This window comes from Streptomyces sp. NPDC048338 (assembly GCF_043201055.1).
Classification (GTDB): domain Bacteria; phylum Actinomycetota; class Actinomycetes; order Streptomycetales; family Streptomycetaceae; genus Streptomyces.
The window spans coordinates 250,842-275,645 of the sequence record NZ_JBICYQ010000013.1; the positions used below are offsets into that span (position 1 = coordinate 250,842).

The following is a 24,804-nucleotide window of genomic DNA, read 5'->3' on the forward strand; positions in this document are numbered from 1 at the left end:
GTCCCTCCCCGCCGCTCTCGCCGGACGGGCCTCAGGCGGCCACGCGGACGTTCGCGTTCACCCACTGCACGATCGACGCGGTCGTCGCGCCGGGCGTGAAGATCTCCGCGACACCCTTCTCCTTCAGCGGCGGGATGTCCGCGTCCGGGATGATCCCGCCGCCGAACACCTTGATGTCCTCGGCGTCGCGCTCCCGCAGCAGGTCCAGGACCTTGACGAACAGCGTGTTGTGGGCGCCGGAGAGGATCGACAGGCCGATCGCGTCCGCGTCCTCCTGGATCGCGGTGTCCACGATCTGCTCGGGCGTCTGGTGAAGCCCGGTGTAGATGACCTCCATGCCGGCGTCACGCAGTGCACGCGCGATCACCTTGGCCCCGCGATCGTGTCCGTCGAGACCCGGCTTGGCCACCACCACGCGGATCGGACCGGTCACACCCATCACTGCCTCCACATGCGACCCCCGCGCGTAGATGCCGGGGAGGTGAACGAACGTTATCGCCAGCATCCCGCAAGCGGCCGTTTCGCGGTGGACGGCGAGGGGGAAATCACACGGTGGGACATTGTTCGCTCTGCGCCGCACCCTCCCCGGGCCCTCTCCAGGGGCTCACCAGCCGCCAGACCGGGTCGTGCGCAAGGGAGCCGCCACGGGGCCGCCGGACGCCCCGGCCGTGAGCCGCACGGCTGTGGACATCCGGCCGTCGCCCCTGCCGTACGGCGCCCGCGTGCCGTGACGGGAGGCCGCGATGGAGCTCACCGGGCTGACGAGGCTCGCCAAGGTCACCACCTCACTGAAGGCCACCGCCCTGGAGCTGGCCATCCTCACCGGCCACCTCCTCCTCTACCCCTCGGGCATCGTGGCCGAGCGTGTCGGCGAACCCGCGACCGAGCCGGAGGCCGGGGCCGCACCGGGCTCCGGGCGTCCCGTCGTCCTGCTGCACGGCTTCGTGGACAACCGCTCCGTCTTCGTCCTGCTGCGCCGCTCCCTCGCCCGGCACGGCCGTCACCGCCTCGAGTCGCTCAACTACTCGCCGCTCATGTGCGACCTGCGCAACGCCGCCGATCTGCTCGGCCGGCGCGTGGAGGAGATCTGCGCCCGCACCGGCCACCAGGAGGTCGACCTCGTCGGGCACAGCCTGGGGGGCCTGATCGCCCGTTATTACGTACAGCGCCTCGGTGGTGACGCACGGGTGCGGACGCTGGTCACGCTCGGGACACCGCACGCCGGCACCACCGTCGCCCCGCTGGCCAGCGCCCACCCCCTGGTGCGCCAGATGCGGCCCGGTTCCGAGGTGCTGCGGGAGCTGGCCGAACCCGCGCCGGGCTGCCGGACCCGCTTCGTCAGCTTCTGGAGCGATCTCGACCAGGTGATGGTGCCCGTCGAGACGGCCCGTCTCGACCACCCCGACCTCGTCGTGCACAACGTCCGGGTGAGCGGGATCGGCCACCTCGCCCTGCCCGTGCACCCGACCGTGGTCGCCGGGATCCGGCAGGCCCTCGACGCGGAGCAGCCCGGGGGCGCCGCGTCGGACGCCGCGCCCGGGGCCGCGTCCGTCGCCTGACGCCCGGCCCGGGCACGGCGACGGACGCGGGCGGGGCGCCCACGGGGCGACAGAGGGGCGACGGAAGGGCTCGGACGCCACCGGAACGGTCGCCCGAGAGGACGCTGTCACGGGCCTGTTCTTCGAACGTTCCTCGAACACAGAGCCAAAGCTCTCCCCCGGGACCGCCGAAACACGGCCGATTGCCCGTTTCCTGCGGACCGGAAACCCTCCGAAGATTGTCGCCCGCGCATACCGCCGGGTACAGTCGCGCCACTGCTTCACCCCGGGACACCCCTGTGCGGGCCCGCCCGGACTGGTCCTGCCGCCGAGGCGAGAGAGAAGTTGGTGAACGACCAGCACCCCCACGCCGGGTACGTCGGAAACGACGCCCACGCAACCGGCGGCTTCGCCACGGACCCGTTGTTCGGCTCCCTGCCGGGCGGTTACGACGCAGGTCACAGCGGCCAGTACGACACCTCGCAGTGGAACGGCAGCCAGCAGTGGGACGCCGGCGCGTACGACACCTACGCCGCGCCGCAGCCGATGACGCAGCACTACGACGCCACCGGTCAGTACGAGGCCACGGGCCACTACGACGCCACCGGCCAGTACGACACCACCGGGCACTACGACACCACCGGTCAGTGGGACGCCACCGCCTGGACCGAGGCGCAGCAGACCGGTCAGTACCAGGCCGCGCAGTTCGCCTCGTACGACACCACCGGCCAGTGGACGACGCCCACGTACGAGACCGGCGTGTACGACGCCACCGCCTGGAACTACACCGGGCAGGAGCAGGGGCACGAGGCCGCCGAATCCCAGACGTACTCGGTGCCGCAGCAGTACACCCCCGACTACGAGTACGCCCCCGAGACCGCCGAATACGCCGCGGCCGCCGAGTACGTCGAGCACTCCTCGCCCGCCGAGGAGCAGCTCGCGGAGGTCGTCGACGAGGTCCTCGCCGAGCACACCGCGCAGTTCGAGTCCCTCGACGCGGACGCCTACCCGTACGAGTACGCCTACGACCACGAGGACGCGGCGGAGTACGAGGAGTCGGCGCCCGCCGAGGAGCCGGCCGTCGAGATCCGTACGGACGCCCCGGTCGCGGCCCGCCCCGTGCGCCGTTCCTCCGGCGGCAGCCGCGGCCGACGCCGTACGCCCGCCAAGCGCTCCGCCCTGCTGACCGTCGCCGTGCCCTCCGCCTGCGTCATGGGGGTCGCCGGCATCGCCGCGGCGTCCGTCGGCGGGCTCGCCGACGCGGGAGCCGACAAGGGCGACACGACGTCGCTCGCCGCCGCCGACCCCTCCTCGGTCAAGCCGGTGGCCGCCAACAACGAGCTGGACACCCAGCTCGCCGCGCTCAGCGCCGACGCCCGTGACTTCGGCGACCGCGCCAGCCGCACCCAGGAGCGCATCGACCTGAAGCTGCGCCAGGAGGCGGAGAAGAAGAAGCGCGATGAGGAGGCGGCCCGCAAGGAGGCGCTGCGTCCCAAGTTCGCGCTGCCGGTGAAGCTGCACCAGCTGAGCGCCCGTTACGGGCAGTCGGGCGTCAACTGGATGTCCCTGCACACCGGTATCGACTTCCCGGTCCAGACCGGCACCCCGGTGATGGCCGCGACCGACGGGACCGTCCGCACCCAGCTGAACAGCGCCTACGGCAACATGGTCATCGTGACCGCCCCCGACGGCACCGAGACCTGGTACTGCCACCTCAGCAGCGCCAAGATCCGCTCCGGCAAGGTCAAGGCCGGCGACGTCATCGCGTACTCGGGCGACTCCGGCAACTCCACCGGTCCGCACCTCCACTTCGAGGTCCGGCCGAACGGCAGCTCGCCGATCGACCCGCTGCCGTGGCTCCGCAGCCACGGTCTGGACCCGACCGGCTGAGCCGGACTCCGCACGCGTTCACGAGGAAGGGCCCCGGCCGAAGCCGGGGCCCTTCCTCGTGTGCCTGGACAGGTGCGGCGCCGCTCCGGCCGTCAGAGCTTCTCGACGGGCGCGTACCGCAGGAGCAGCCGCTTGGGCTTCTCGTCGCCGAAGTCGATCGTCGCCTGCGCGTCCGAACCCACGCCCGTCACCTGCACCACCGTGCCGAGGCCGAACTGGTCGTGCGTGACCCGGTCCCCCGGCTGGAGCGCGACGACGGGCTTGTCGCCCGCACGACGGGTGGCGAAGCCGGAGGGACCCGAGCGCGAACGCGAGGAGGACAGCGAGGAGGTGATCCCTGAGGTCGGCCCGGCGGGCTTGGCCATGGGCCCGGTCCGCTTCCACTCCAGGTACGTCGGCGGGATCTCCTCCAGGAAGCGCGAGGCGGGGTTGTACGAGGGCTGGCCCCAGGCACTGCGCATCGAGCTGCGGGTCAGGTAGAGCCGCTCGCGGGCACGGGTGATGCCCACGTACGCCAGGCGTCGCTCCTCCTCCAGCTCCTTGGTCTGGCCGAGTGCCCGCATGTGCGGGAAGACGCCGTCCTCCATGCCGGTCAGGAACACCACCGGGAACTCCAGCCCCTTGGCGGTGTGCAGGGTCATCAGCGTGATGACGCCGGAACCCTCCTCGTCCTCGTCGGGGATCTGGTCGGAGTCGGCGACGAGCGCGACCTTCTCCAGGAACTCCGCGAGGGTCGCGGGCTCTTCGCCTCGCTCCTGCTCGAACTCCAGAGCCACGGCGGCGAGTTCCTGGAGGTTCTCGATCCGGGTCTCGTCCTGCGGATCCGTGGAGGCCTGGAGTTCGGCGAGGTAGCCCGTCCGCTCCAGGACGGCCTCCAGCACGACGGCGGGGCCGGCGCCGGAGTCCGCGATGGTGCGGAGCTCCTCCATCAGCACGTTGAAGCGCTTGACGGCGTTGGCCGAGCGCGCCGCCATGCCGTACGCCTCGTCGACCCGCTTCAGCGCCTGCGGGAAGGTGATCTTCTCGCGCAGGGAGAGGGCGTCGATCATGGCCTCGGCACGCTCGCCGATCCCGCGCTTGGGGACGTTCAGGATGCGGCGCAGCGGGACGTTGTCCTCGGGGTTGGCGAGGACGCGCAGGTAGGCCAGGACGTCCCGGACCTCCTTGCGCTCGTAGAAGCGCACACCGCCGACGACCTTGTAGGGCAGGCCGACGCGGATGAAGATCTCCTCGAACACCCGGGACTGCGCGTTCGTCCGGTAGAAGACGGCGACGTCGCCGGCCTTCGCGTCCCCGGCGTCCGTGAGCCGGTCGATCTCGTCGGCGACGAACTGGGCCTCGTCGTGCTCGGTGTCGGCGACGTAGCCGGTGATCCGGGCGCCCGCGCCGGCGTTCGTCCACAGGTTCTTGGGACGGCGGCTCTCGTTGCGCTCGATGACGGCGTTGGCGGCCGAGAGGATCGTCTGCGTGGAGCGGTAGTTCTGCTCCAGCAGGATCGTGGTCGCGTCCGGGTAGTCCTCCTCGAACTGGAGGATGTTGCGGATCGTCGCGCCGCGGAAGGCGTAGATCGACTGGTCCGCGTCACCGACGACGCACAGCTCGGCCGGTCCGAGGTCCTCGTAGCCGGTGCCGACCAGCTCCCGTACCAGCGTGTACTGGGCGTGGTTGGTGTCCTGGTACTCGTCGACCAGGACGTGCCGGAAGCGGCGCCGGTAGTGCTCGGCGACGTCGGGGAACGCCTGGAGCAGGTGGACCGTCGTCATGATGATGTCGTCGAAGTCCAGGGCGTTGGCCTCGCGCAGGCGTCCCTGGTACATCCGGTACGCCTCGGCGAGCGTCTTCTCGAAACCGTCGGCGGCCTGGTCGGCGAAGGTCTCCTCGTCGATCAGCTCGTTCTTCAGGTTCGAGATCTTGGCGCTGAACGCCTTCGGCGGGAACTTCTTGGGATCGAGGTCCAGGTCGCGGCAGACCAGTGCCATCAGGCGCTTGGAGTCGGCCGCGTCGTAGATCGAGAAGGACGAGGTGAAGCCGAGCCGCTTCGACTCGCGGCGCAGGATGCGGACGCACGCGCTGTGGAAGGTCATGACCCACATGGCGTTGGCGCGCGGGCCGACGAGCTGCTCGACGCGCTCCTTCATCTCGCCGGCGGCCTTGTTGGTGAAGGTGATCGCCAGTATCTGGCCGGGATGGACGTGCCGGGTCCCCAGGAGGTGGGCGATCCGGTGGGTCAGCACCCGGGTCTTGCCGGAACCGGCGCCCGCGACGATGAGCAGCGGGGTGTCGGTGTGGACGACGGCGGCGCGCTGCTGCTCGTTGAGCCCGTCCAGGAGCGCGGCGGGGTCCACGACGGGACGCGGGGCGCCGTCGCGGTAGTACGCGTCACGGGACGAGGGCTCGCCGAAGCCGCCCTCGGGCGCTGCCGCCCGGGGCAGGCCCCACTCCCCGAAGAGGTCGTGCGGCACCTCCTCCGCGGCCGGGGCGCCGTGGTCGTGGTCCTCGGGCGGCGGCGGGTGCTCCTCCGAGGAGTGGTTCTGGAGGTTCGCCAGGAAGCTGTCGTCGAAAAGGCTGCTCATCGCCTCACGAGTCTAGGCCGCCGCACCGACAACCCGCCCCCACCTTCCGAAGTCACCGCACAATCACGGAGGGTGGCCATCCGGATCAGGTCACGAAAATGTATCGGACAAATCGAGCATCGGACTTCCCAGCCGCCCCGGCGGTTGGCTAGCGTGCTCGCCCAAGCAGCCCGTCCCCTCCGACGGCGAATCGCGCCGAGCGGGCCGCTCACGCCGAACCCGGTTTCGCCACAAGGCGGTTGTATCCGGGCGTCCCTCTCGGCGGTCACGGAAGGAGATGCCGGTCTTGGCGTCCCATCGCAAGCCGCGCAGCACTCGCACGCACTCCCCCGCCGTCGGGGTCACGACGGCCGCGGCCCTCGCCTCGGTCACCCTGCTGTCCACGCAGAGTGCCGAGGCCGCGCCCGTCACGCCGTCGGCACCGTCGGCGCCGACGGTGGAGGAGATCCAGAAGAAGGTCGACGATCTCTACCGGCAGGCCGGCACGGCGACGCAGGAGTACAACCGGGCCAAGGAGGCCACCGACCAGCAGCGCACCAAGGTCGACGGGATCCTGGACGACGTGGCCCGGCGCACGGACGCGGTCAACGAGTCGCGTCGCGCCCTCGGCTCGTACGCGGCGGCGCAGTACCGCGGCGGAGCCGTCGGGCCCACCGCGGCGCTGATCTTCGCGGACAGTCCGCAGGCGTACTTCGACCAGACCCACCTGATGGACCGGCTCACCGAGCGGCAGCGGGGTGCGGTCGCGGACTACGAGAGCAAGCGGGCCGCGGCGGCGAAGCAGCGCGCGGAGGCCACGAAGAGCCTGGAGAGCCTCACCGACTCGCAGGCGGCACTGCAGACGAAGAAGCGGACCGTCCAGAGCAAGCTGGCCGAGGCCCGCACGCTGCTGGCCAGGCTGACCGCCGAGGAGAAGGCCCGGCTCGCCGAGCTGGAGCGCAAGCGGGAGGCCGAGGCCCGGCGCCAGGCCGAGGAGAAGGCCAAGGCCGAGGCGGCGGAGGCCGAGCGGCGCCGGCAGGCCGAGACTCCGGCGACGACCGCACCGACGACGCCGTCGACCGGCGGCTCGGGCTCGACCTACGCGGCCAAGGCGGAGAAGGCCCTGGATTTCGCCCGGAGCCAGATCGGCAAGCCGTACGTGTGGGGGGCGACGGGCCCGAGCTCGTACGACTGCTCGGGACTCACCCAGGCCGCCTGGAGGGCGGCGGGCGTCGACCTGCCGCGCACCACCTGGGACCAGGTGGAGGTGGGCACCCGGGTCGCGACGGCGGACCTGCTCCCCGGCGACCTGGTCTTCTTCTACGACGACATCAGCCACGTCGGCCTGTACATCGGCGACGGGATGATGATCCACGCGCCGAAGCCGGGAGCGAACGTGCGCGAGGAGTCGATCTACTACATGCCCATCTACGGGAGCGTGCGCCCGGCCTGAGCCTCGGGCTTCGGGCTTCGGGCTTCGGGCTTCGGGCTTCGGGCTTCGGGCTTCGGGGCCCTGATACCGCCTGGCCCTGCCGCACCGTGCTGCCCGCGGCGGGGCCGGCGCGACCCGCGCCGGCCCGGATCCGGCCCCGCAGACGCCTACCCGGCGCCCTGCCGCCCGGCCCGTCGGAGGGGCCGCCCGGCCCGTCGGACGCGCCGGGCGGTTCCCGTCACGTCCAGAGCGTCGCGATGAAGATGTTCGCCACGGTCAGACCACCGACCGCCGCGAAGACGCCCTTGTCGACCTTCTCCTCGTCCCGCTTGACGTAGACGAGGGCCAGGATCACGACGAGGACCGCGAGCTTGACGCCGATCTTCACGTTGTCGACCGGCTGGTCGTCGGCCTGGTTGAGGCCGACCAGCACGATGCCGGTGACCAGCATGGTCAGCGCGCCGTGCAGCATCGCGGGCACGAAGCGGGCCGTACCGGCGCCCATCGCCTTCATCTGGGTCAGGAAGCCGCCGAGCAGGGAGGCGATTCCGATGATGTGCAGGGCGACGAAGACATTGATGAGTACGTCCATGGGGCGGAGCCTAGCCGGGCCATACCACCGCCCCTCCGGTCGGGTCCACCTTGTCCGGTGCTTCGGTCACGCCCGCTCCGCAATGCGGCACTCCTGGGGCGCCGGGGCCGGATGGGAACGGTCCGGGAGCGCCAACTGACGCCAATAACGGTCATCTCGACACCACCCCGTGACGTCCAGGTTTAGCGTCCTCCTCCAGGTGGCCGGCACCCCACCACCGTCGGTCCTTCCGGCGGCAGCCGGTCACCCCCGCCGGGGAATCCGGCGGTGGGCCGTCTCCCCTGTGCGGTCCGCCGCCGGGCCCGGTCGGGCAACGACCCCCACAGGGAGAGGATGTGACCCGCCCTCGTGGCAGCACACCGAAAGCCCCGGCAGTTCCCCCTCGGCGGCCAGGCGGTCAGGACCGCCGCCACGCTCGCCCTCGCCTCCGCTGCGACGGCGACGCTCTTCGAGGGCTCCGGGCACGCCGAGCCGGCGCTCACTCCGGCTCAGGTGAAGGCCAAGGTCGACCAGCTGTACCAGGAGGCCGAGGCGGCCACCGAGAAGTACAACGGCGCGAAGGAGAAGGCGGATCAGGCACGCGGCTCGCTCGACCGGCTGCGCGACGAGGCCGCCCGCCGCACCGACCGCCTCAACGAGGCGCGCGACGGGCTCGGCTCGATCGCCACGGCGCAATACCGCGCGGGCGGTCTGGACCCCGCCGTGCAGCTCGCCCTGACCTCCGACCCCGAGCAGTACCTGGCCCGGGCCGCGCTGGCCGAGAAGGCCGGCGAGCGGCAGGCGGCGGCCGTCGCCTCCGTGCACCGCGAACTCACCGGCCTCCGGCAGCTGCACAGCGAGTCGGCGGAGAGGCTGACCGAGCTCCAGGGGCACGAGGCCGACCTGCGACGGCAGAAGGCCGCGGTCCAGGGCAAGCTCACCGAGGCCCGTACGCTGCTGGCCCGGCTGACCGCCGAGGAGCGGGCGCGCTACGAGGCCGCCACGGCGGGGCCCGGCCGGACGGGCAGCGGGAGTTCGGGGGACACCGCCGCCGTCCGGGCGGACCGGGGATCGCTGCCGCGCGGTCCGGTGTCGGCGCCCAACTCCCGCGCCGCGCAGGCCATCGCCTTCGCCCAGGCACAGATCGGCAAGCCGTACGTCTGGGGCGCGACCGGGCCGTCGGCGTACGACTGCTCGGGCCTGACGCAGGCGTCCTGGCGGGCGGCGGGCGTCTCGCTCCCGCGCACCACGTACACGCAGATCAACGCGGGGCAGCGGGTGTCGCGCTCCGAACTGGCGCCGGGTGACCTGGTGTTCTTCTACTCGGGCATCACCCACGTCGGCCTGTACATCGGCGGCGGCCAGATGATCCACGCGCCGCGGCCGGGCGCTCCGGTGCGGATCGCGCCGATCGACGAGATGCCGTTCGCGGGGGCCACCCGCGTGACCTGAACGGCGGGAACTCCCTTGACGCTTGGATAGTGGCGCTATCTACTATGGGTAGTGCCACTATCCGAATGTGGAGAGGACCGCGCGATGCCCACGCTCCCCTGGACCGTCCCGAACCAGGCCCGCCCCGGAACGCGGGCACAGGTGATGGCTTCCCGATTCGAGGTGCGCTCCCTCAAGGACGTGCCCCGCTTCTTCCTCAAGTCCCTCGCCGCCTGGCGCCAGGTGAGGTCCGCGCCCGGCGCACTGGGCGCCTCGCTGATCGCCCAGCCGCTGAAGCGGACCTTCTACACCCTCTCCGCCTGGGAGGATCGCGACGCGCTCTACGCCTACGCGCGCGCCGAGCCGCACCGTTCGATCATGCGCGGCCTGCGCTCGACCATGCGGGACTCGACCTTCACCTTCTGGGAGGTGCCGGTCGAGCAGCTCCCGCTCGACTGGGACGAGGCCCGGCGCAGGCTCGCGGCGGAGGAGGCGAAGCCGGCGAGCTGACGACGGGCGCCGCGGGCCGGCCGCCGCGCCCGGGCGGCCGCGCCCACGGGTCAGACCAGCCGGCGGGCGGTCGCCCAGCGGGTCAGCTCGTGCCGGTTGGACAGCTGGAGCTTGCGCAGCACCGCCGAGACGTGCGACTCGACCGTCTTCACCGAGATGTAGAGCTGCTTGGCGATCTCCTTGTACGCGTATCCGCGGGCGATGAGCCGCAGCACCTCCCGCTCCCGCTGGGTGAGGCGGTCCAGGTCCTCGTCCACCGGCGGGGCGTCGGTGGAGGCGAAGGCGTCCAGGACGAAGCCCGCCAGCCGCGGCGAGAACACGGCGTCGCCCTCCTGCACCCGGAAGATCGAGTCGACGAGGTCGGTGCCGGTGATCGTCTTGGTCACGTATCCGCGGGCACCGCCGCGGATCACCCCGATGACGTCCTCGGCCGCGTCCGAGACCGACAGCGCGAGGAAGCGGACCGGCTGCTCGGCGGCCGCCATCAGGCTCGCGCAGCGACGCAGCACCTCGACGCCGCCTCCTCCCGGCAGGTGGACGTCCAGCAAGACGACCTCGGGCCGCGTCGCGGTGATGACCGCGACCGCCTGCTCGACGTCGGCGGCCTCGCCGACCACCTCGACGCCGGTGACGTCGGTCCGGCCGATCTCGGCCTGCACACCCGTGCGGAACATCCGGTGGTCGTCGACGAGCACGACCCGTACACGGCGCTCCGGGGTCTCCTCCGCGGTCGTCCCGGTCCCGGTCTCGTCGCTCATGCGTCCGCCCTCTCCATCTCAAGCTCCACTTCGGTGCCTCCACCCGGTACGGACCGCAGCCGGGCGGAACCGCCGTTGCGCTGCATCCGGCCGATGATCGATTCTCGTACGCCCATCCGGTCGCCGGGTACCGAATCCAGATCGAAGCCCGGCCCCCGGTCCCGGACGGAGACGAAGACCGTACGGCCCTCCACCTCGGCGTAGACCTGCACCGCCCCTCCCTGGCCACCGTACTTCGCGGCGTTGACCATCGCCTCACGCGCGGCCTGCATCTGTGCGGCCAGTTTCTCGTCGAGGGGGCAGTCGCCGACGACCACGACCTCCAGCGGCACGCCGTGCTTGTCCTCGACCTCGGCCGCGGCCTTCTTCACGGCCTCGGCGAGGGTGTCGGGCTCCTCGCCCTCGTCCTTGCCGGTGCCCTCCGGCTTGTACAGCCAGTTCCGCAGCTCCCGCTCCTGGGCGCGGGCGAGGCGTCGCACCTCGCCCGGGTCCTCGGCGTTGCGCTGGATCAGGGTCAGGGTGTGCAGCACCGAGTCGTGGACGTGGGCGGCGACCTCGGCCCGCTCCTGGGCACGGATGCGCATGGTCCGCTCCTCGGAGAGGTCCTGCGACATCCGCACCAGCCAGGGCCCGGCGAGCAGCGCGATGCCGGTGAGCACGGCTATCGCGGCGGTGAACGCCGTGCCGAGCTGGGCGGCCGAGCCGCGGACGACCATGAAGGCGGTCAGCCCGAGTCCGACCAGGGCGACGCCCGCGAGCCCGCGGACGAGCTGGAGGGTGCGACGGCGGCGGCCCGCGTCGGTCCAGCTGGCCCGGCGGGCGTTGTCCGCCTGGCGCCAGACGAGCACGACGCCGACGCCGATCAGCAGGGTCGGCCAGACGTAACGGTCGGCCTGGTTGCCGAAGTCGATGTTGCCGACGAAGACGGCGGCGCCGATGGCCAGGGCGATGAGTGCGAAGACCTGGCCGCGGTCCGGCTTGCGCAGCCGGCGCCGGCCGTCGGCGGTGGTCTCGAAGACGGGGCGTGGCGCGCTGCGACCGCCGACGCCGAGCGGGACGACGATCCAGAACACGGCGTACAGCAGGGCGCCGAGGCCGTCCGCGAGGAGCAGCGCCGCGAACAGGGCGCGAACCCAGACGACGGGCAGCCCGAGATGTCCCGCGAGGCCGCGCGCGACACCGCCGAGCCACCGTCCGTCGGCGCTCCGGTAGAGCTTGCGCACGGGCGGTTCGTCGGTCTCGGCGACGCGGGCGGTGGTGGGCATGCACCGATCGTCACACGGACGCCCGTGCGGGAACATCAGGGTCGGCCCTGAGATCGCCCCTGACTCGGTCTCGGGGTGGCGCGCCGCGCGAAGATCAGGGTCGGGCCAGGGTCGGTCCCGGTGCCGCAGAAGGTCACGGGCCGTCACCATGGAGCCATGACGAGTTCGACGCCTTCCTCGCACGAGGCACCGCCGCCGGCGGAGGCCCCGTCCCTCACGTCGCTGCGGCGTTCGCAGCGGCACAAGGTGGTGGCCGGAGTATGCGGTGGCCTCGGGCGCCACTTCGACCTGGACCCGGTGATCTTCCGGATCTCGGTCGGCGTGCTGTCGGTCACCGGAGGCATCGGGCTGATCTTCTACGGCTTCGCGTGGCTGCTGATACCGCTCGCGGGCGAGGAGGAGAACGAAGGGCGCAGGCTGCTGGGCGGCCGGGTCGACGGGGCCTCGCTGGCGGCCGTGCTGATGGCGCTGGCCGGCTGCGGCGTGTTCCTGTCGATGCTGGGGAACGGCGGGACGCTCGCGTTCGGGATGATGCTGTCGATAGCGGTGTGCGGCGCGGCCGCCTGGTCGAGGCAGCGACGCCAGGCCGTCGCCGGCGAACCGGAGAGCCGGCTGGACGCGGCCACCGCCGCCGCGGTCGCCGAGGCGCCGCCGGAGACGAAGGCCCCGCCGCTGGTGGAGTTCCCGTCCTGGTGGAAGGACCCGATCGTCAAGGACGGGTCGACCGGCAGGATCGCCGTCGGCTACCTCTGGGGGCCGCACGGTGTCATGGAGGACGGCGAGTTCCCCGGCGGCGAGGTGCCGGTGCCCGGCAGCCAGTGGGGTCGCAGCACGCCCGAGGCGGGGGGCCGGCCGGCCGCGTCCACGGTCCGGCGCGGGCCGCGCTCGATCGGCGGCCTGGTCTTCCTGCTGGCGCTGCTGGCGGGTGGCCTCGGCACCGGCCTGTCGTGGGAGGCGCATCCGCTGGGCACGAGCCTGCAGATCGGTCTGGTCGCCGCCCTGGCGGTGTTCGGCCTGGGCCTGGTGCTCTCCAGCTTCCTCGGCCGGACCGGCTTCGGCACGATCTTCCTGACGATCGTCACGGCCGGACTGCTCGCGGTGGCGGTCGCCCTCCCGAAGGAGATCTCCACCGACTGGGCCCGGACGACCTGGAAGCCGGCGACGGTCGCCGCCGTGCAGTCCCGGTACGAACTGGGCACGGGTGCCGGCACCCTCGACCTGTCCGGACTCGTCGTGCCCGCGGGCACGACGGTCACGACCGAGGCGGAGGTCGGCGCCGGAAAGCTGGAGGTGATCGTCCCGAAGAACGTCACGGTGACACTGCGGGCCCAGGTCGGCCTGGGCGATCTCCAGCTCCCCCAGCAGCACCCCGGGGACATCGACATCGCCCCGGACCGGAACGTGACCCGGACGCTCACCCCGCCGGCGGGCACCACCCCGGCCGGCACGCTGGACCTCTCCCTGGAGGTCGGTCTCGGACAGGTGGAGGTCACCCGTGCTGCTTCATGAGTTCCGTCCCGGGCGGCTGATCGCCGGCGGGACCGCCCTCGCCCTCGCCGCCCTCTACGCGGGGGACGCGGCCGACGCCTGGGTCACCCCCTGGTACGCAGTCGTGCCCGTGCTCTGCGGCGGCCTGGGCACGGCCGCCCTGGTCACCTGGGTGGCCTACCGGATACGCCGGCGTTCGGCGAGGAGCGCGTCGAGCGAGAACACCGAGGCCCCGGCCAGCACCAGCGGCAGCCAGGACATCAGGTAGGCCAGGTCGTTCCCGTAGTAGTACGGGTCGGTCTGCCAGCTGACGGTCAGCCACAGGCTCAGCGAGATCAGCGCACCGCCGAGAGCGGCCAGCCGGCCGAAGAGCCCCACCAGGGTCCCGATGCCGACGGCCAGTTCTCCGAGGGCGATGGCGTACGCGAAGCCGACGGGGTTGTGGAGCGCGAGGTCGACGAGGGCCGGGATGGCCGAGCTGTCCCGGACGCCCCGCATCATCTCGCCGATCGAGCCCGTGCCGGTGTCGGACAGGAAGGCGGAGTCGGTGAGTTTGTCGATCCCCGCGTAGATGAAGGTGACGCCGAGGAAGAGCCGTAGCGGTACCAGTGCGTACCGCGACGCGGTCGCCTTCCACCCGGTGGCGGCGCCGCCGCCAGACATGCCGTGCGCCCCGCTCGTCCGCTGCCTTCGTGCCATCGTCGGCCTGCCTCTCCGCGCCACTGTCCGCAGAACCGATTGTCCCCGGACCCCCTGTATCTGGATACGCGAGGAGCGCGTCGGGAGTTCAGACCGCCCGGCCCGGGCTCAGTCGACGACGTCGATCGTGACCCGATCGGTCTCCACCCCGGCCGCCGTCACGACCCACACCTCGACCCGGCCGGGCTCCACGTCCGCCGGGAGCGGGACGGTGAGTGCGGTGTCCGTAGGGTTGGCGAATCCGCCGGCCACGGGGACCAGCGGCACATGGGCGTGCACGGATCCGATCCGTACGACCAGTCGGGTCAACGCGTCCGGGCCGGAGGCCCCCGGCGGGACGAACCCCAGGCCGCGGATCTCGATGTCGTCGCCGGTGCGGATCGGGGCGTCCAGGTCGCCCGCCTCGCGGGACCGGACCACGGAGAGAATCGTCGGACGGCCGCCCTCGGCGCCCTTCGCGGCGAGGTACCAGGCCGCCGAGACCGCGACCAGGAGCACCAGGGTCCAGGGCGGCCCGGGCAGCCGGTCGGGTTCCCGCCCGAGCCGGACCCCGCACAGCACCACGGCGGCGGCGGACACCACGACGTACTGGACGTCGGCGAGCGAGGCCCGGCCGTCGTCGTCGCAGAGCAGGTCGGCGGCGCGTGGCCGGTCGGCCCGGATCTTCTGCAGGCGCTGACCCACGATCCGGACCCGGACGAGCGCGTGCACGGCTACGGAGACGGCGGCCGTCAGCGCGGACACGGCCGGCAGCCCGGCGCCGTGGGCGAGTCCGAGGCCGATTCCGTCGGCGCCCGTGACCAGGCGCAGGGCGAGGAAGAGCACGGTGTACGCGACGAGGAGCAGCCAGCCGGCGGCGACCGCGCGGGAGGTGGAGAGCCGGTTGTCCGGTCCGACCAGCGGCGCGAGGAGCCCGCCGCGCGCCCGGTGCGCCTGTGCCGCGGCGGTCAGCGGCACCGCCAGGAGGAGCGCCGCGGCCAGCGCGGCGGTGCGCGGTCCGGTCCATCCCGTGCCGGTCGCGGTGAGCGCCTGCCCGAGGAGCAGGGCGAGGACCGCGCCCCAGACGACGCCGAAGGTCACACCGCGCACCCGCCGGAACCAGGCGTCGCCCGCGGCGGTCCCGCCTGCGGCGACGGTCCGGGCGGACTGGGCCAGTGCGTCGGAGACCCACTGCCGGGAGGCGACGGGCGAGTGGGCGACCGCTGCGGGCACGCCCCTGCCCTGGGCCAGCTCGTCCCGTCGGGCGAGGAACGCGGCGACCGCGCGCCGGTGCCCCGCCGGGCCTCTCTCGGCGCACCGTGCGTGGTCCCCGCACTGTCCGGCTTCCTGTACCGCCACGACAGCCCCACTCCCGATGCTTCAACTTGCCTTCGAATACAGGGAATTGTGCCGCATCCCGCAGCTCTCCGGAGTGCTTCGAGCGCCCTGCGCAAGAGTGATTGAAACGTCATCACATTGACGGAAGGGCATGTCCTAGGACAGGAGTTCGGGCTCCGTGCGGCTGATCCCCCGCCACAGCGGCTGGTAGTTGATCCAGGCGGCCAGGTCGGAGCCGAGCTGTTCCCGGGTGGCCATCGCCTCGCGGTGACCGATCGGCACGGTCCTGCCCGCGGCCCGCGCCTTCAGCTGCACCTCGGCGCAGCGCTCCATGGCGATGAACCACCAGGCCGCGGCGTCCACCGAGCCCCCGACGGTCAGCAGTCCGTGGTTGCGCAGGACGATCGCCTTGTAGGGACCGAGCGCGGTGGCGATCCGCTTCCCCTCCTCCGGGTCCACGGCGACGCCGGTGTACGCGTCGTAGAGCGCGTGGTCGCGGTAGAAGGCGCACGCCTCCTGGGTGATCGGCTCGATCAGTTCCCCGAGGGCGGCGAGCGCGCGCCCGTGGACGGAGTGGCTGTGCGCGACGGCGACGACCTCCGGCCTCGCCCGGTGGACCTGAGCGTGCACGGCGAACGCGGCCTGGTTGACGGGGTGGCCGCCCTGCAGCACCTGCCCGTCGCCGTCGACCAGGACCAGCCCGCTCGCGCTCAGTTCGGCGAACGGCACACCGAAGGGGTTGACCCAGAAGCAGTCCGGGAGTTCGGGGTCGCGCACGGTCACGTGGCCCGACACGCCTTCCTCGTATCCGAGCCGGCCGAAGAGCCGGAGCGCGCCCGCGAGTCTCCCCTTGCGATGGGCGCGCTCCTCCTCGGCGGTCTCGTGCACGGGAGGCAGGGCGAAGTGGAGCCGCTCGACGGGCACGGGGGCCGGTATCTCGCTCATGCGCGGGAAGGTAACGCCGGTCATCACAACTGGCCAGAGAGATCACACGACGAAGCCGCCGCCCCGTCCTGCGGGGCGGCGGCTTCACCGGCGTACGGGAGGGACTACTCCCACTCGATGGTGCCCGGCGGCTTGCTCGTCACGTCGAGCACCACACGGTTCACATCGGCGACCTCGTTGGTGATGCGGGTCGAGATCCGGGCCAGCACGTCGTAGGGCATGCGGGTCCAGTCCGCCGTCATCGCGTCCTCGGAGGAGACGGGGCGCAGCACGATCGGGTGGCCGTACGTGCGGCCGTCGCCCTGCACGCCCACGGAGCGCACGTCGGCGAGCAGGACCACAGGGCACTGCCAGATCTCGCGGTCGAGACCGGCGGCCGTCAGCTCCTCGCGGGCGATGGCGTCCGCGTCGCGCAGCAGGTCGAGACGGTCCTTGGTGACCTCGCCGACGATGCGGATGCCGAGACCCGGGCCCGGGAAGGGCTGGCGCTGCACGATCTCCTCGGGCAGGCCGAGCTCCTGGCCGACCATGCGGACCTCGTCCTTGAACAGCTGGCGCAGCGGCTCGACGAGCTCGAACTCCAGGTCCTCGGGGAGGCCGCCCACGTTGTGGTGCGACTTGATGTTCGCGGTGCCGGTGCCGCCGCCGGACTCGACGATGTCCGGGTAGAGGGTGCCCTGGACGAGGAACGCGACGTCCTCGCCGGCGCCCGCCGACTCCTCGATGATCTCGATCTGCGCCTGCTCGAAGACGCGGATGAACTCACGGCCGATGATCTTCCGCTTCTGCTCGGGGTCGGAGACCCCGGCGAGCGCGGTGAGGAAGCGCTCCTGCGCGTCGACGACCTTCAGCTGGACGCCGGTGGCGGCCACGAAGTCCTTCTCGACCTGCTCGGTCTCGCCCTTGCGCATCAGGCCGTGGTCGACGTACACGCAGGTCAGCTGCGAGCCGATGGCCTTCTGGACGAGCGCCGCGGCCACGGCCGAGTCGACGCCGCCGGACAGGCCGCAGATGGCGCGCTTGCTGCCGACCTGCTCGCGGATGGCCGCGACCTGCTCCTCGATGACGTTGCCGGTGGTCCAGGTCGGCTCGATGCCGGCGCCCCGGTAGAGGAAGTGCTCCAGGATCTGCTGGCCGTGCGTGGAGTGCAGCACCTCAGGGTGGTACTGGACGCCGTACAGCTTCTTCTCGTCGTTCTCGAAGGCCGCGACCGGCACGACGTCCGTGGACGCGGTGACGGAGAAGCCCTCGGGGGCGGCGGAGCAGGCGTCGCCGTGCGACATCCACACGGACTGCTCGGTCGGGGTGCCCTCGAAGAGGGTCGAACCGGCCTTGGACACGTGCAGCGGCGTGCGGCCGTACTCGCGGGCACCGGTGTTGTCGACGGTGCCGCCGAGGGTGGTCGCCATCAGCTGGAAGCCGTAGCACATGCCGAAGACGGGGACACCCGCCTCGAAGAGGGCACGGTCGAGACGCGGGGCGCCCTCCGCGTAGACGGAAGACGGGCCGCCGGAGAGGATGATCGCCTTGGGGTTCTTGGCCAGCATCTCGGCCACCGGCATGGTGGACGGGACGATCTCGCTGTAGACCCGGGCCTCACGGACACGGCGGGCGATGAGCTGGGCGTACTGGGCCCCGAAGTCGACAACGAGGACTACGTCCGGGTTGGAGACGTCGGGCGCGGCAGCGGGAGTCGCTGATGACACTACGGCGGCCTTCCGGCGGTAGGAGAGGTTCCCCCGAGAGGGGGGCTATTTGTCGATTCTACCGGCGCGCCGGTGGTCGCTTTTCGTCTCACCATCCGAACCCGGTTTGGCCGGGTGCACCGGCCGGGGTCCATACTGTCCGCATGCGCAAGCTCACGACGTACGTCTTTACCTATGGCAACCGGCCCACCGGCTGCCATGGTCGTGCTGCTTGAGCAACTGACAAGCGACTTCCCAGGCGCCCCGGGCCGACAAGGCCCGGGGCGTCTGTCGTGTCCGGGCCGTTGCCGCCCCGGGGCTCCCCCACCGGACACCACGAGGAGCCCCACCATGACCGCCATGCCCACCACCGAGAAGACCGGCGCCCGCACCGACGAGGCCGCGGCCCTGATCGGCGACGCCCGCGACCGGATCGACGCGCTCGACGACCGGATCATCGGCCTGATCCAGGAACGCATGGCCGTCTCGGCCGTCATCCAGGAGGCCCGGATCGGCTCGGGCGGGCGGCGGGTGAACCTGGCGCGCGAGATGGAGGTGCTCGGCCACTACCGGGACGCGCTGGGCAAGCCGGGCACGGCGCTCGCGATGACCATGCTGGAGCTGTGCCGGGGCCGCATCTGAGTGGGCCTCCGCATCCGCGTTCGAGTCCGCTCTCACCCGTACGGCGCGTGACCGGCTCGCGTGCCCCTTCGTTGGTCCCGTTGTCCGTGCCACCCAGGGGCGGGCCCGAGAAAACCACGCGTGGCTTCGCTGGAGCGTGTGACGTACCCCAGGTACGTCGTGGGACCTCGCTCCAGCGCGTGTGACCGGACGGCAGGGGACAGCAGCCCGGTCACCCAGAAAAGGCGGTCGGCCCCGGGGACGCCCGGGGCCGACCGCAATCGGTCCAGACGGATGCGCCGGCCGCACCCGTCGAGCACGAGGCGAGACACCCCCGGTCCCTCACCCACAGCTCCCACCCACCGCGGCGCAACCCCCCGGCGCCGCGTTCCCTCGGCGCCGCGACTGCCCTGACTCCGGTGCCGACCCCCAGGGCCCCGCGCCCGCGACCGGAATCGCGGCGCGGGGCCCTGTCGCGCATTCCGGCCCGGCGCCCCTCCCCGTGCACGGCGCCCCGGCCCGTTTCGATGAGTGACGCGTGTCACACGAGGATTCCGTCCTCCGCATACAACCAACCCCCCTGGTCACAGGTCATCTATGCAGCACCACCCAGAAACTGGAGAGGCGCTGCACTCGGAGGGGGGTGCAGCGCCTCTTCCACATTCCGGGGGCCGGCCCCTACGGCTTCGGCTCCTTCGCCGCCTTCTTCGGCGGCACGACCGGAATCCCCAGGAACGGCAGCTTCAGCGCCCCGAACGCGTCCGCGGGGACCACCGGGGACTTCGGGGCGACCGCCGCGAGACGGACGTACTCCTCCCCCTGACGCGGCCGGAGGTCCTCCTCGCCCTTGTTCGGCCAGAACGACATCGCCCGCTCCGCCTGCGCCGTGATCGTCAGCGAGGGGTTGACCCCGAGATTGGCCGAGACCGCCGCTCCGTCGACGACGGAGATGCCCGGGTGGCCGTAGAGCCGGTGGTACGGATCGATGACACCGGACTCGGCGTCGGCCCCGATCGGGCAGCCGCCCAGGAAGTGGGCGGTCAGCGGGGTGCCCATGAGCTCGCCGATGTTGGATCCGGCGAAGCCGTTGATCTCCTCGGCGAGCAGGGCGGCGGCGCGGGTGGCCTCGGGGATCTGGTTGGGGTTGGGCGCGCCGTGGCCCTGGCGCGCGGTGAGCAGGCCCTTCCCGATGCCGCCGGGCTTGCGGTAGGTGGTCAGCGAGTTGTCCAGGGACTGCATGACCAGACCGATGATGGTCCGCTCCGACCAGCGGCGGTTGGAGAGCGAGCGGAGGGCGAGCGCGGGGTGCTTGACGATCTCCAGGAGCCAGTTCCGCACCCGGTGCGCGCCGTAGGGCACCTGGAGGATCGTCATGCCGCCCATGGCGTTCGAGCCCTTGCCGTACCGCACCGGCTCGATGTGGGTGTTCTCGTCCGGGTGGATCGAGGACGTGATCGCGACGCCGCGCGTGAAGTCGACCTTCGGCTTCCCGTGGCGCTTCCGGTAGCGCCGGTCGGTGGTCTGCGAGCCGACCAGGGCCTCGGAGTTGGTCCGGGTCAGCTCCCCGAGCCGGGCCGGGATGCGGGGCAGCAGGCCGGTGTCCTTCATCCGGTGCAGCAGGGTCTGCGTGCCGTACGTGCCGGCCGCGACGACGACGTGGCGGGCCGTGAACGTCCGGCCCTTCCCCTTCTTCCGGTCGTCGGTGGGGAGGGTCTTCACGGCGAAGCCGCCCCGGGCGTCCTCGGTGAGTGCCACGACCGAGGTCATGGGATGGACGACGGCGCCGGCCTTCTCGGCGAGGTAGAGGTAGTTCTCGTTGAGGGTGTTCTTGGCGCCGTGCCGGCAGCCGGTCATGCACTCGCCGCACTCGGTGCACGCCTTGCGGGACGGCCCGGCCCCGCCGAAGTACGGGTCGGCCACCTCGCCGCCCGGCTTCGCCCGCGTCGCGGCGCCCCCCTCGCCGCCGCCCGCGTCCTCGCCGTCCCCGAAGAAGACGCCGACCGGCGCCATGTGGAAGGTGTCGCCGATGCCCATGGCCTGCGCCGTCGCCTTCAGGTGGACGTCGGAGGGGGTCATCGTCGGGTTGATCCGGACACCCAGCATCCGCTTGGCCTGGTCGTAGTAGGGCGTCAGCTCCTCCTGCCAGTCCGTGATGTCCTTCCACTGCGGGTCGTCGAAGAACGGCGCCGGCGGCACGTACAGCGTGTTCGCGTAGTTGAGGGAGCCGCCGCCCACGCCCGCGCCGGCCAGCACCATGACGTTGCCCAGCAGGTGGATCCGCTGGATGCCGTAGAGGCCGAGGGCGGGCGCCCAGAGGAAGTTCTTCACGTCCCAGGAGTTCTTCGGCAGGGTCGCCCGGGTGAAGCGGCGGCCGGCCTCCAGGACGCCGACCCGGTAGCCCTTCTCGGTCAGGCGCAGGGCCGTGACCGAGCCCCCGAAGCCGGAGCCGACCACGATGACGTCGTAGTCGTACGCCGAGTCCAGGTCGTCGTCCTGATTCCGGGCAGGGGGTACCGCGGTCATGGCTCTCCTCGTGCGGGAAAGGGGGCGGGGAAGGAACGTCGGGACGGGGGGGGTCAGCGCAGGCGCAGGGCCTTCATGACCTTCAGGGAGGTGCTCATGAACGCGGCGTACTTCTCGTCGTCCATCCCGAAGGACGGCGCGAGGGGCATCAGCCGCTGCTGGGCGACGGTCTGGGCCTCGGTGAACTTCAGGATGCCCTCGGAGCCGTGGCGGCGGCCGAGCCCGGAGTCCTTCATGCCGCCCATCGGCGCCTGGACACTGCCGTACGCGGGGGCGTAGCCCTCGTTGATGTTGACGGTGCCGGTGCGCAGCCGGGCGGCGACGGCGTGGCCGCGCTTCGCGTCCTTGGTCCAGACGGAGGAGTTGAGGCCGTACGGGGTGCCGTTGGCCTGCTCGACGACCGCGTCCTCGTCGGCGAACCGGTAGATCGAGACGACCGGGCCGAAGGTCTCCTCCGAGCACACGGCCATCGGGGCCTCGACGCCGTCGAGGATGGTGGGCTCGTAGAACAGCGGGCCGATGTCGGGACGGGCCACGCCGCCCGCGACGAGCCGGGCGCCCTTCTCGACGGCCTCCTCGACGTGCCGGGTGACCGTCTCCAGCTGCCGGTCGCTGACCAGGGAGCCCATGTCGGCGCCGTACGCGAGCGCGTTGCCGAGGCGCATCGCCTTCGTCCGGGCCGCGAAGCGCTCCAGGAAGGCGTCGGCGACGGACTCGTGCACGTACAGCCGCTCGATGGAGATGCAGAGCTGGCCCGCGGAGGAGAAGCAGGCGCGGACGGCACCGGCGGCGGCCTTCTCGATGTCGGCGTCCTTGAGGACGATCATCGCGTTCTTGCCGCCGAGTTCGAGGGTGACGCCGACGAGGCGGGCGGCGGCGCCCTGCGCGACCTCGCGGCCGGTGCGGGTGGAGCCGGTGAAGGAGACGTAGTCGGCGTGCTTGACGACCTCGGGGCCCACCACCGGCCCGTCGCCGAGGACGACCTGGAAGACGCCGGCCGGCAGACCGGCCTCGACGAGCAGGTCGCGTGCCCACAGCGCCGTCAGCGCGGTCTCGGTGTCCGGCTTCATGACGACGGCGTTGCCCGCGACGAAGGCCGGCAGGGCGTCGCCGACCGACAGCTCCAGCGGGTAGTTCCAGGGCGCGATCTGCCCGACGACCCCGCGCGGCTGGCGCAGCTCGGTGACCTTGGTCAGGGTCGGGACGACGCCGGTGTGGTGCTTCGGGCGCAGGTACGCGGGAGCCTTGCGGCCGTAGTGGCGGGCGGCGACGGCGACCGCCTGCACCTCCTCGTGGGCGTGCAGCCGCGCCTTGCCCGTCTCCAGCTGGATGAGGTCGAGGACCTCGGCCTGGCGTGCGAGGACCAGGTCGTGGAAGCGCAGCAGGACGGCCGCGCGCGCCTTGACCGGGGTGGCGGCCCAGGCGGTCTGGGCCGCACGCGCGCGGGCGAACGCCTCGGCGACGTCCTCGGGGGTGGACTCGGGCAGCTCCGCCAGCCGCTCACCGGTGAACGGGGTGTGGTTCGCGGTCCGGCCGGAGCCTACGACTCCGCGGGTGAGCTGGGCGACCACCTCGGGCGTGACCACGTCGGCGGCGGTCCGGGCGCCGGCGGGCGAGGGCGCGAGGGGGTTCGTGCCAGGGGCGGCGATGGCCGTGGCGGTGAGTGCCTGCGAGTCCGTCATGAGGGCGAGAGTAGGCCGCATTCAGGTCTTTGGGTACCCGTCGGTAACGCGTTTTCACCGGGTGCGCACATCACGCCAGCGATCGCTGGCACATAAGCCCTGATCAGCGGCTTACGGTCGGCCGGGAGGGCGATCTCACGTTCCGGCGGCCGTCCCTCCGGCCCGTCCCCTCGGCCGGTCCGCCGAACCGGACCCCTCGGCCGGTCCCGTCAGTCCGTCCCCTCGCCGGGCGCCCGCCAGTGCCGGAGAACGATGTCGAACTGCTCCCGGGTGGTCTCCCAGCTCGACTCCGGTGACGCCATGAACACGGCGTACTCGGTGCCGTCGTCCGAGAAGTACAACTGGTCGATGGCGTGCCTCGGGCCCGGGAAGTTCTGCTTCTCCTGCCAGGTGAACTCCCACCGGGCGGAACGGACCTGGTCGCGGTAGGTGTTCTGGTTCAGCCAGACGCGCCGGTACTCGGAACGCTTCTTCAGCGTCTTCTCCAGGTCCAGCACGTGCACGTACGGGTTCTCGAAGTCGGGCGAGGGGTCGACGCTGATCCGGAGCCGGTGACGTCCGTTGTCCGGCGTGTAGTCGATGTTGTCGCCGTCCGTCTGCCGCTTCCACCCCTCGGGCACCACCAGGCTGAACCCCTCGGGGTCCTCGACGCGGCGCCAGCCGGCCGGAACGGCGTCCTGCTCGTTCTGCGTCACGGTGGGCTGCGTGCCCTTGCCGCCCTGCGTGCCCTTGTCGCCGTCGGAGTACTGCATCGCCGTGAAGACGGCTCCACCGGCGACCAGGCCGGCGAGGACGGCCGCCAGAACCGCGGTACGCCAGCGGCCGCGGCCCTTCCCGGAGACGGGCGGGGCCGGCGGGGCGGTCGGGGTCGGCACCGTGGCGGACGTGGCCGAGGGCCGCTCCGGCGCGGGCAGTTCGGCGGTGGCGGAGGTCAGCTGCTCCTGCTGCACCCGCTGCGTGGGTACGTACGCCTGCGCCGAGGCCGGGCTCCGGCCTTCCATGGCGTCGAGCAGCATCCGGCCCGCCTCGTCCGCGCGCGGGCGCTGCTCCGGGTCCTTGCGCAGCAGCGCGACGATGACCGGGGCGAGCGCCCCCGCCTTCTCCGGGTGGGGCGGCTCCTCCGTCACCACCGCCTGCATCGTGCTGATCGGGGAGCCCCGGCGGAACGGGGAGGTCCCCTCCACCGCGGTGTACAGCGTCGCGCCGAGGGACCAGAGGTCGGAGGCCGGGCCGGGGTCGCCGCCCCGTACCCGTTCGGGCGCCAGGTAGTCGATGGAGCCGACCAGTTCACCGGTCCGCGTGATGGTCGAGTCGCCCTCGATGGCGGCGATCCCGAAGTCGGTGAGCAGGACCCGCCCGTCGCGGGCCAGCAGCACGTTGCCGGGCTTGACGTCCCGGTGCAGCACTCCGGCCGCGTGCGCGGCGCGCAGCGCGCCGAGGACGTGCAGCCCGATCCGGGCGGCCTCCCGCGGCTCGATCGTGCCGGCCTCCTTGGCCGCGTCGGCGAGCGAGGGGCCGTCGACGTACTGCATGACGATCCAGGGCCGGTCGTCGTGCTCCAGCACGTCGTGCACGGTGACCACGCCCGGGTGGGTGATCCGCGCCGCGGCGCGGGCCTCCTTCTGGGTGCGGGCGTGCAGGACCAGCCGGTCGGCCTCGGCGACGAAGCGACCCGCCGTCAACTCCTTGACCGCCACGATCCGGTGCAGGACCTCGTCATGGGCTCGCCACACCTTGCCCATGCCGCCGCGACCGATGGTCTCGCCCAGCCGGTAGCGTCCGGCGAGCACCAATCCGGCCGCCGTGTCCGCTCCGGCTCCGGACTCCGCGCCTGCGCTCTGAGAATGTTCCACTTGCCCCCGCCCGTTCCTTCGGATGACAGGTTACGGAGAGAGAT

At 72.1% G+C, this 24,804-nt stretch carries 20 protein-coding genes; 8 read left to right on the plus strand and 12 right to left on the minus strand.

Going from position 1 to position 24,804, the window contains the following annotated elements; translation table 11 throughout:
• Nucleotides 1–31 precede the first annotated feature (31 nt).
• A complete protein-coding gene (locus tag ACGFZF_RS28735; protein ID WP_147980822.1) occupies nucleotides 32–439 on the minus strand; it encodes a cobalamin B12-binding domain-containing protein in 408 nt (135 codons plus the stop codon).
• A gap of 304 nt (nucleotides 440–743) precedes the next feature.
• On the opposite strand from ACGFZF_RS28735, the gene ACGFZF_RS28740 reads away from it, so the two are divergent.
• The gene (locus ACGFZF_RS28740; RefSeq protein ID WP_393558785.1) at nucleotides 744–1,559 is read left to right on the plus strand and encodes a lipase family alpha/beta hydrolase; all 816 of its coding nucleotides are present in this window, start codon (nucleotides 744–746) and stop codon (nucleotides 1,557–1,559) included.
• A 327-nt stretch (nucleotides 1,560–1,886) separates the two neighbouring features.
• Complete coding sequence (locus ACGFZF_RS28745; RefSeq protein ID WP_393558787.1) at nucleotides 1,887–3,428, plus strand: peptidoglycan DD-metalloendopeptidase family protein; 1,542 nt, start codon at nucleotides 1,887–1,889, stop codon at nucleotides 3,426–3,428.
• Nucleotides 3,429–3,520: 92 nt separating this feature from the next.
• Here ACGFZF_RS28745 and pcrA read toward each other — a convergent pair whose 3' ends face one another.
• A complete protein-coding gene (pcrA, locus tag ACGFZF_RS28750; RefSeq protein ID WP_393558789.1) occupies nucleotides 3,521–6,001 on the minus strand; it encodes a DNA helicase PcrA in 2,481 nt (826 codons plus the stop codon).
• A gap of 277 nt (nucleotides 6,002–6,278) precedes the next feature.
• Between pcrA and ACGFZF_RS28755 the strand changes: the two genes are divergently transcribed.
• On the plus strand, nucleotides 6,279–7,433 hold the full coding sequence (locus ACGFZF_RS28755; RefSeq protein WP_393558791.1) for an NlpC/P60 family protein: 1,155 nt from the start codon (nucleotides 6,279–6,281) through the stop codon (nucleotides 7,431–7,433).
• Between the two features lie 217 nt (nucleotides 7,434–7,650).
• On the opposite strand, the gene ACGFZF_RS28760 is transcribed toward ACGFZF_RS28755, so the two are convergent.
• Complete coding sequence (locus ACGFZF_RS28760) at nucleotides 7,651–8,004, minus strand: hypothetical protein (RefSeq protein WP_393558793.1); 354 nt, start codon at nucleotides 8,002–8,004, stop codon at nucleotides 7,651–7,653.
• A gap of 348 nt (nucleotides 8,005–8,352) precedes the next feature.
• Here ACGFZF_RS28760 and ACGFZF_RS28765 point away from each other — a divergent pair, with 348 nt between their 5' ends.
• On the plus strand, nucleotides 8,353–9,435 hold the full coding sequence (locus tag ACGFZF_RS28765) for an NlpC/P60 family protein (protein WP_393558795.1): 1,083 nt from the start codon (nucleotides 8,353–8,355) through the stop codon (nucleotides 9,433–9,435).
• Between the two features lie 84 nt (nucleotides 9,436–9,519).
• Nucleotides 9,520–9,924, plus strand: a complete 405-nt coding sequence (locus tag ACGFZF_RS28770) for a DUF3291 domain-containing protein (RefSeq protein WP_393558797.1) — start codon at nucleotides 9,520–9,522, stop codon at nucleotides 9,922–9,924.
• A gap of 50 nt (nucleotides 9,925–9,974) precedes the next feature.
• Here the strand turns inward: ACGFZF_RS28770 and ACGFZF_RS28775 are convergent, their stop codons facing one another.
• Nucleotides 9,975–10,682 (minus strand): response regulator transcription factor, encoded by a 708-nt coding sequence (locus ACGFZF_RS28775; protein ID WP_147980814.1) that lies wholly within the window; start codon nucleotides 10,680–10,682, stop codon nucleotides 9,975–9,977.
• Nucleotides 10,679–11,947 (minus strand): PspC domain-containing protein, encoded by a 1,269-nt coding sequence (locus ACGFZF_RS28780; RefSeq protein ID WP_384868204.1) that lies wholly within the window; start codon nucleotides 11,945–11,947, stop codon nucleotides 10,679–10,681. Before ACGFZF_RS28780 ends, ACGFZF_RS28775 begins: the two co-directional genes overlap by 4 nt.
• A gap of 156 nt (nucleotides 11,948–12,103) precedes the next feature.
• Here ACGFZF_RS28780 and ACGFZF_RS28785 point away from each other — a divergent pair, with 156 nt between their 5' ends.
• Together ACGFZF_RS28785 and ACGFZF_RS28790 are read left to right on the plus strand one after the other, a co-directional pair.
• Complete coding sequence (locus tag ACGFZF_RS28785) at nucleotides 12,104–13,456, plus strand: PspC domain-containing protein (protein WP_393558800.1); 1,353 nt, start codon at nucleotides 12,104–12,106, stop codon at nucleotides 13,454–13,456.
• A complete protein-coding gene (locus ACGFZF_RS28790) occupies nucleotides 13,443–13,703 on the plus strand; it encodes a hypothetical protein (RefSeq protein ID WP_393558802.1) in 261 nt (86 codons plus the stop codon). The genes ACGFZF_RS28785 and ACGFZF_RS28790 overlap by 14 nt, the downstream gene beginning before the upstream one ends.
• On the opposite strand, the gene ACGFZF_RS28795 is transcribed toward ACGFZF_RS28790, so the two are convergent.
• The 4 genes from ACGFZF_RS28795 to guaA all read right to left on the minus strand — a co-directional run bounded on the left by ACGFZF_RS28795 (nucleotide 13,613) and on the right by guaA (nucleotide 18,102).
• A complete protein-coding gene (locus ACGFZF_RS28795) occupies nucleotides 13,613–14,098 on the minus strand; it encodes a DoxX family protein (protein ID WP_393558904.1) in 486 nt (161 codons plus the stop codon). The two genes, ACGFZF_RS28790 and ACGFZF_RS28795, sit on opposite strands and share 91 nt — an antisense overlap.
• Before the next feature lie 144 nt (nucleotides 14,099–14,242).
• Nucleotides 14,243–15,472 carry a hypothetical protein gene (locus ACGFZF_RS28800; RefSeq protein ID WP_393558804.1) on the minus strand — a complete coding sequence of 410 codons (1,230 nt, stop codon included), beginning with the start codon at nucleotides 15,470–15,472 and terminating at the stop codon, nucleotides 14,243–14,245.
• 135 nt (nucleotides 15,473–15,607) lie between these two features.
• Nucleotides 15,608–16,396, minus strand: a complete 789-nt coding sequence (locus ACGFZF_RS28805) for a class II aldolase/adducin family protein (protein ID WP_393558806.1) — start codon at nucleotides 16,394–16,396, stop codon at nucleotides 15,608–15,610.
• 104 nt (nucleotides 16,397–16,500) lie between these two features.
• Nucleotides 16,501–18,102: a glutamine-hydrolyzing GMP synthase gene (guaA, locus tag ACGFZF_RS28810; protein ID WP_393558808.1), complete on the minus strand. Its 1,602-nt coding sequence runs from the start codon at nucleotides 18,100–18,102 to the stop codon at nucleotides 16,501–16,503.
• A gap of 330 nt (nucleotides 18,103–18,432) precedes the next feature.
• Here guaA and ACGFZF_RS28815 point away from each other — a divergent pair, with 330 nt between their 5' ends.
• On the plus strand, nucleotides 18,433–18,723 hold the full coding sequence (locus ACGFZF_RS28815; RefSeq protein ID WP_147980806.1) for a chorismate mutase: 291 nt from the start codon (nucleotides 18,433–18,435) through the stop codon (nucleotides 18,721–18,723).
• A gap of 657 nt (nucleotides 18,724–19,380) precedes the next feature.
• Here the strand turns inward: ACGFZF_RS28815 and ACGFZF_RS28820 are convergent.
• From ACGFZF_RS28820 to ACGFZF_RS28830, 3 genes are all read right to left on the minus strand, one after another.
• Nucleotides 19,381–21,225 (minus strand): GMC oxidoreductase, encoded by a 1,845-nt coding sequence (locus ACGFZF_RS28820; protein ID WP_393558811.1) that lies wholly within the window; start codon nucleotides 21,223–21,225, stop codon nucleotides 19,381–19,383.
• A gap of 53 nt (nucleotides 21,226–21,278) precedes the next feature.
• The gene (locus tag ACGFZF_RS28825; RefSeq protein WP_393558813.1) at nucleotides 21,279–22,907 is read right to left on the minus strand and encodes a succinic semialdehyde dehydrogenase; all 1,629 of its coding nucleotides are present in this window, start codon (nucleotides 22,905–22,907) and stop codon (nucleotides 21,279–21,281) included.
• A gap of 209 nt (nucleotides 22,908–23,116) precedes the next feature.
• A complete protein-coding gene (locus ACGFZF_RS28830; RefSeq protein WP_393558815.1) occupies nucleotides 23,117–24,760 on the minus strand; it encodes a serine/threonine-protein kinase in 1,644 nt (547 codons plus the stop codon).
• Nucleotides 24,761–24,804 lie beyond the last annotated feature (44 nt).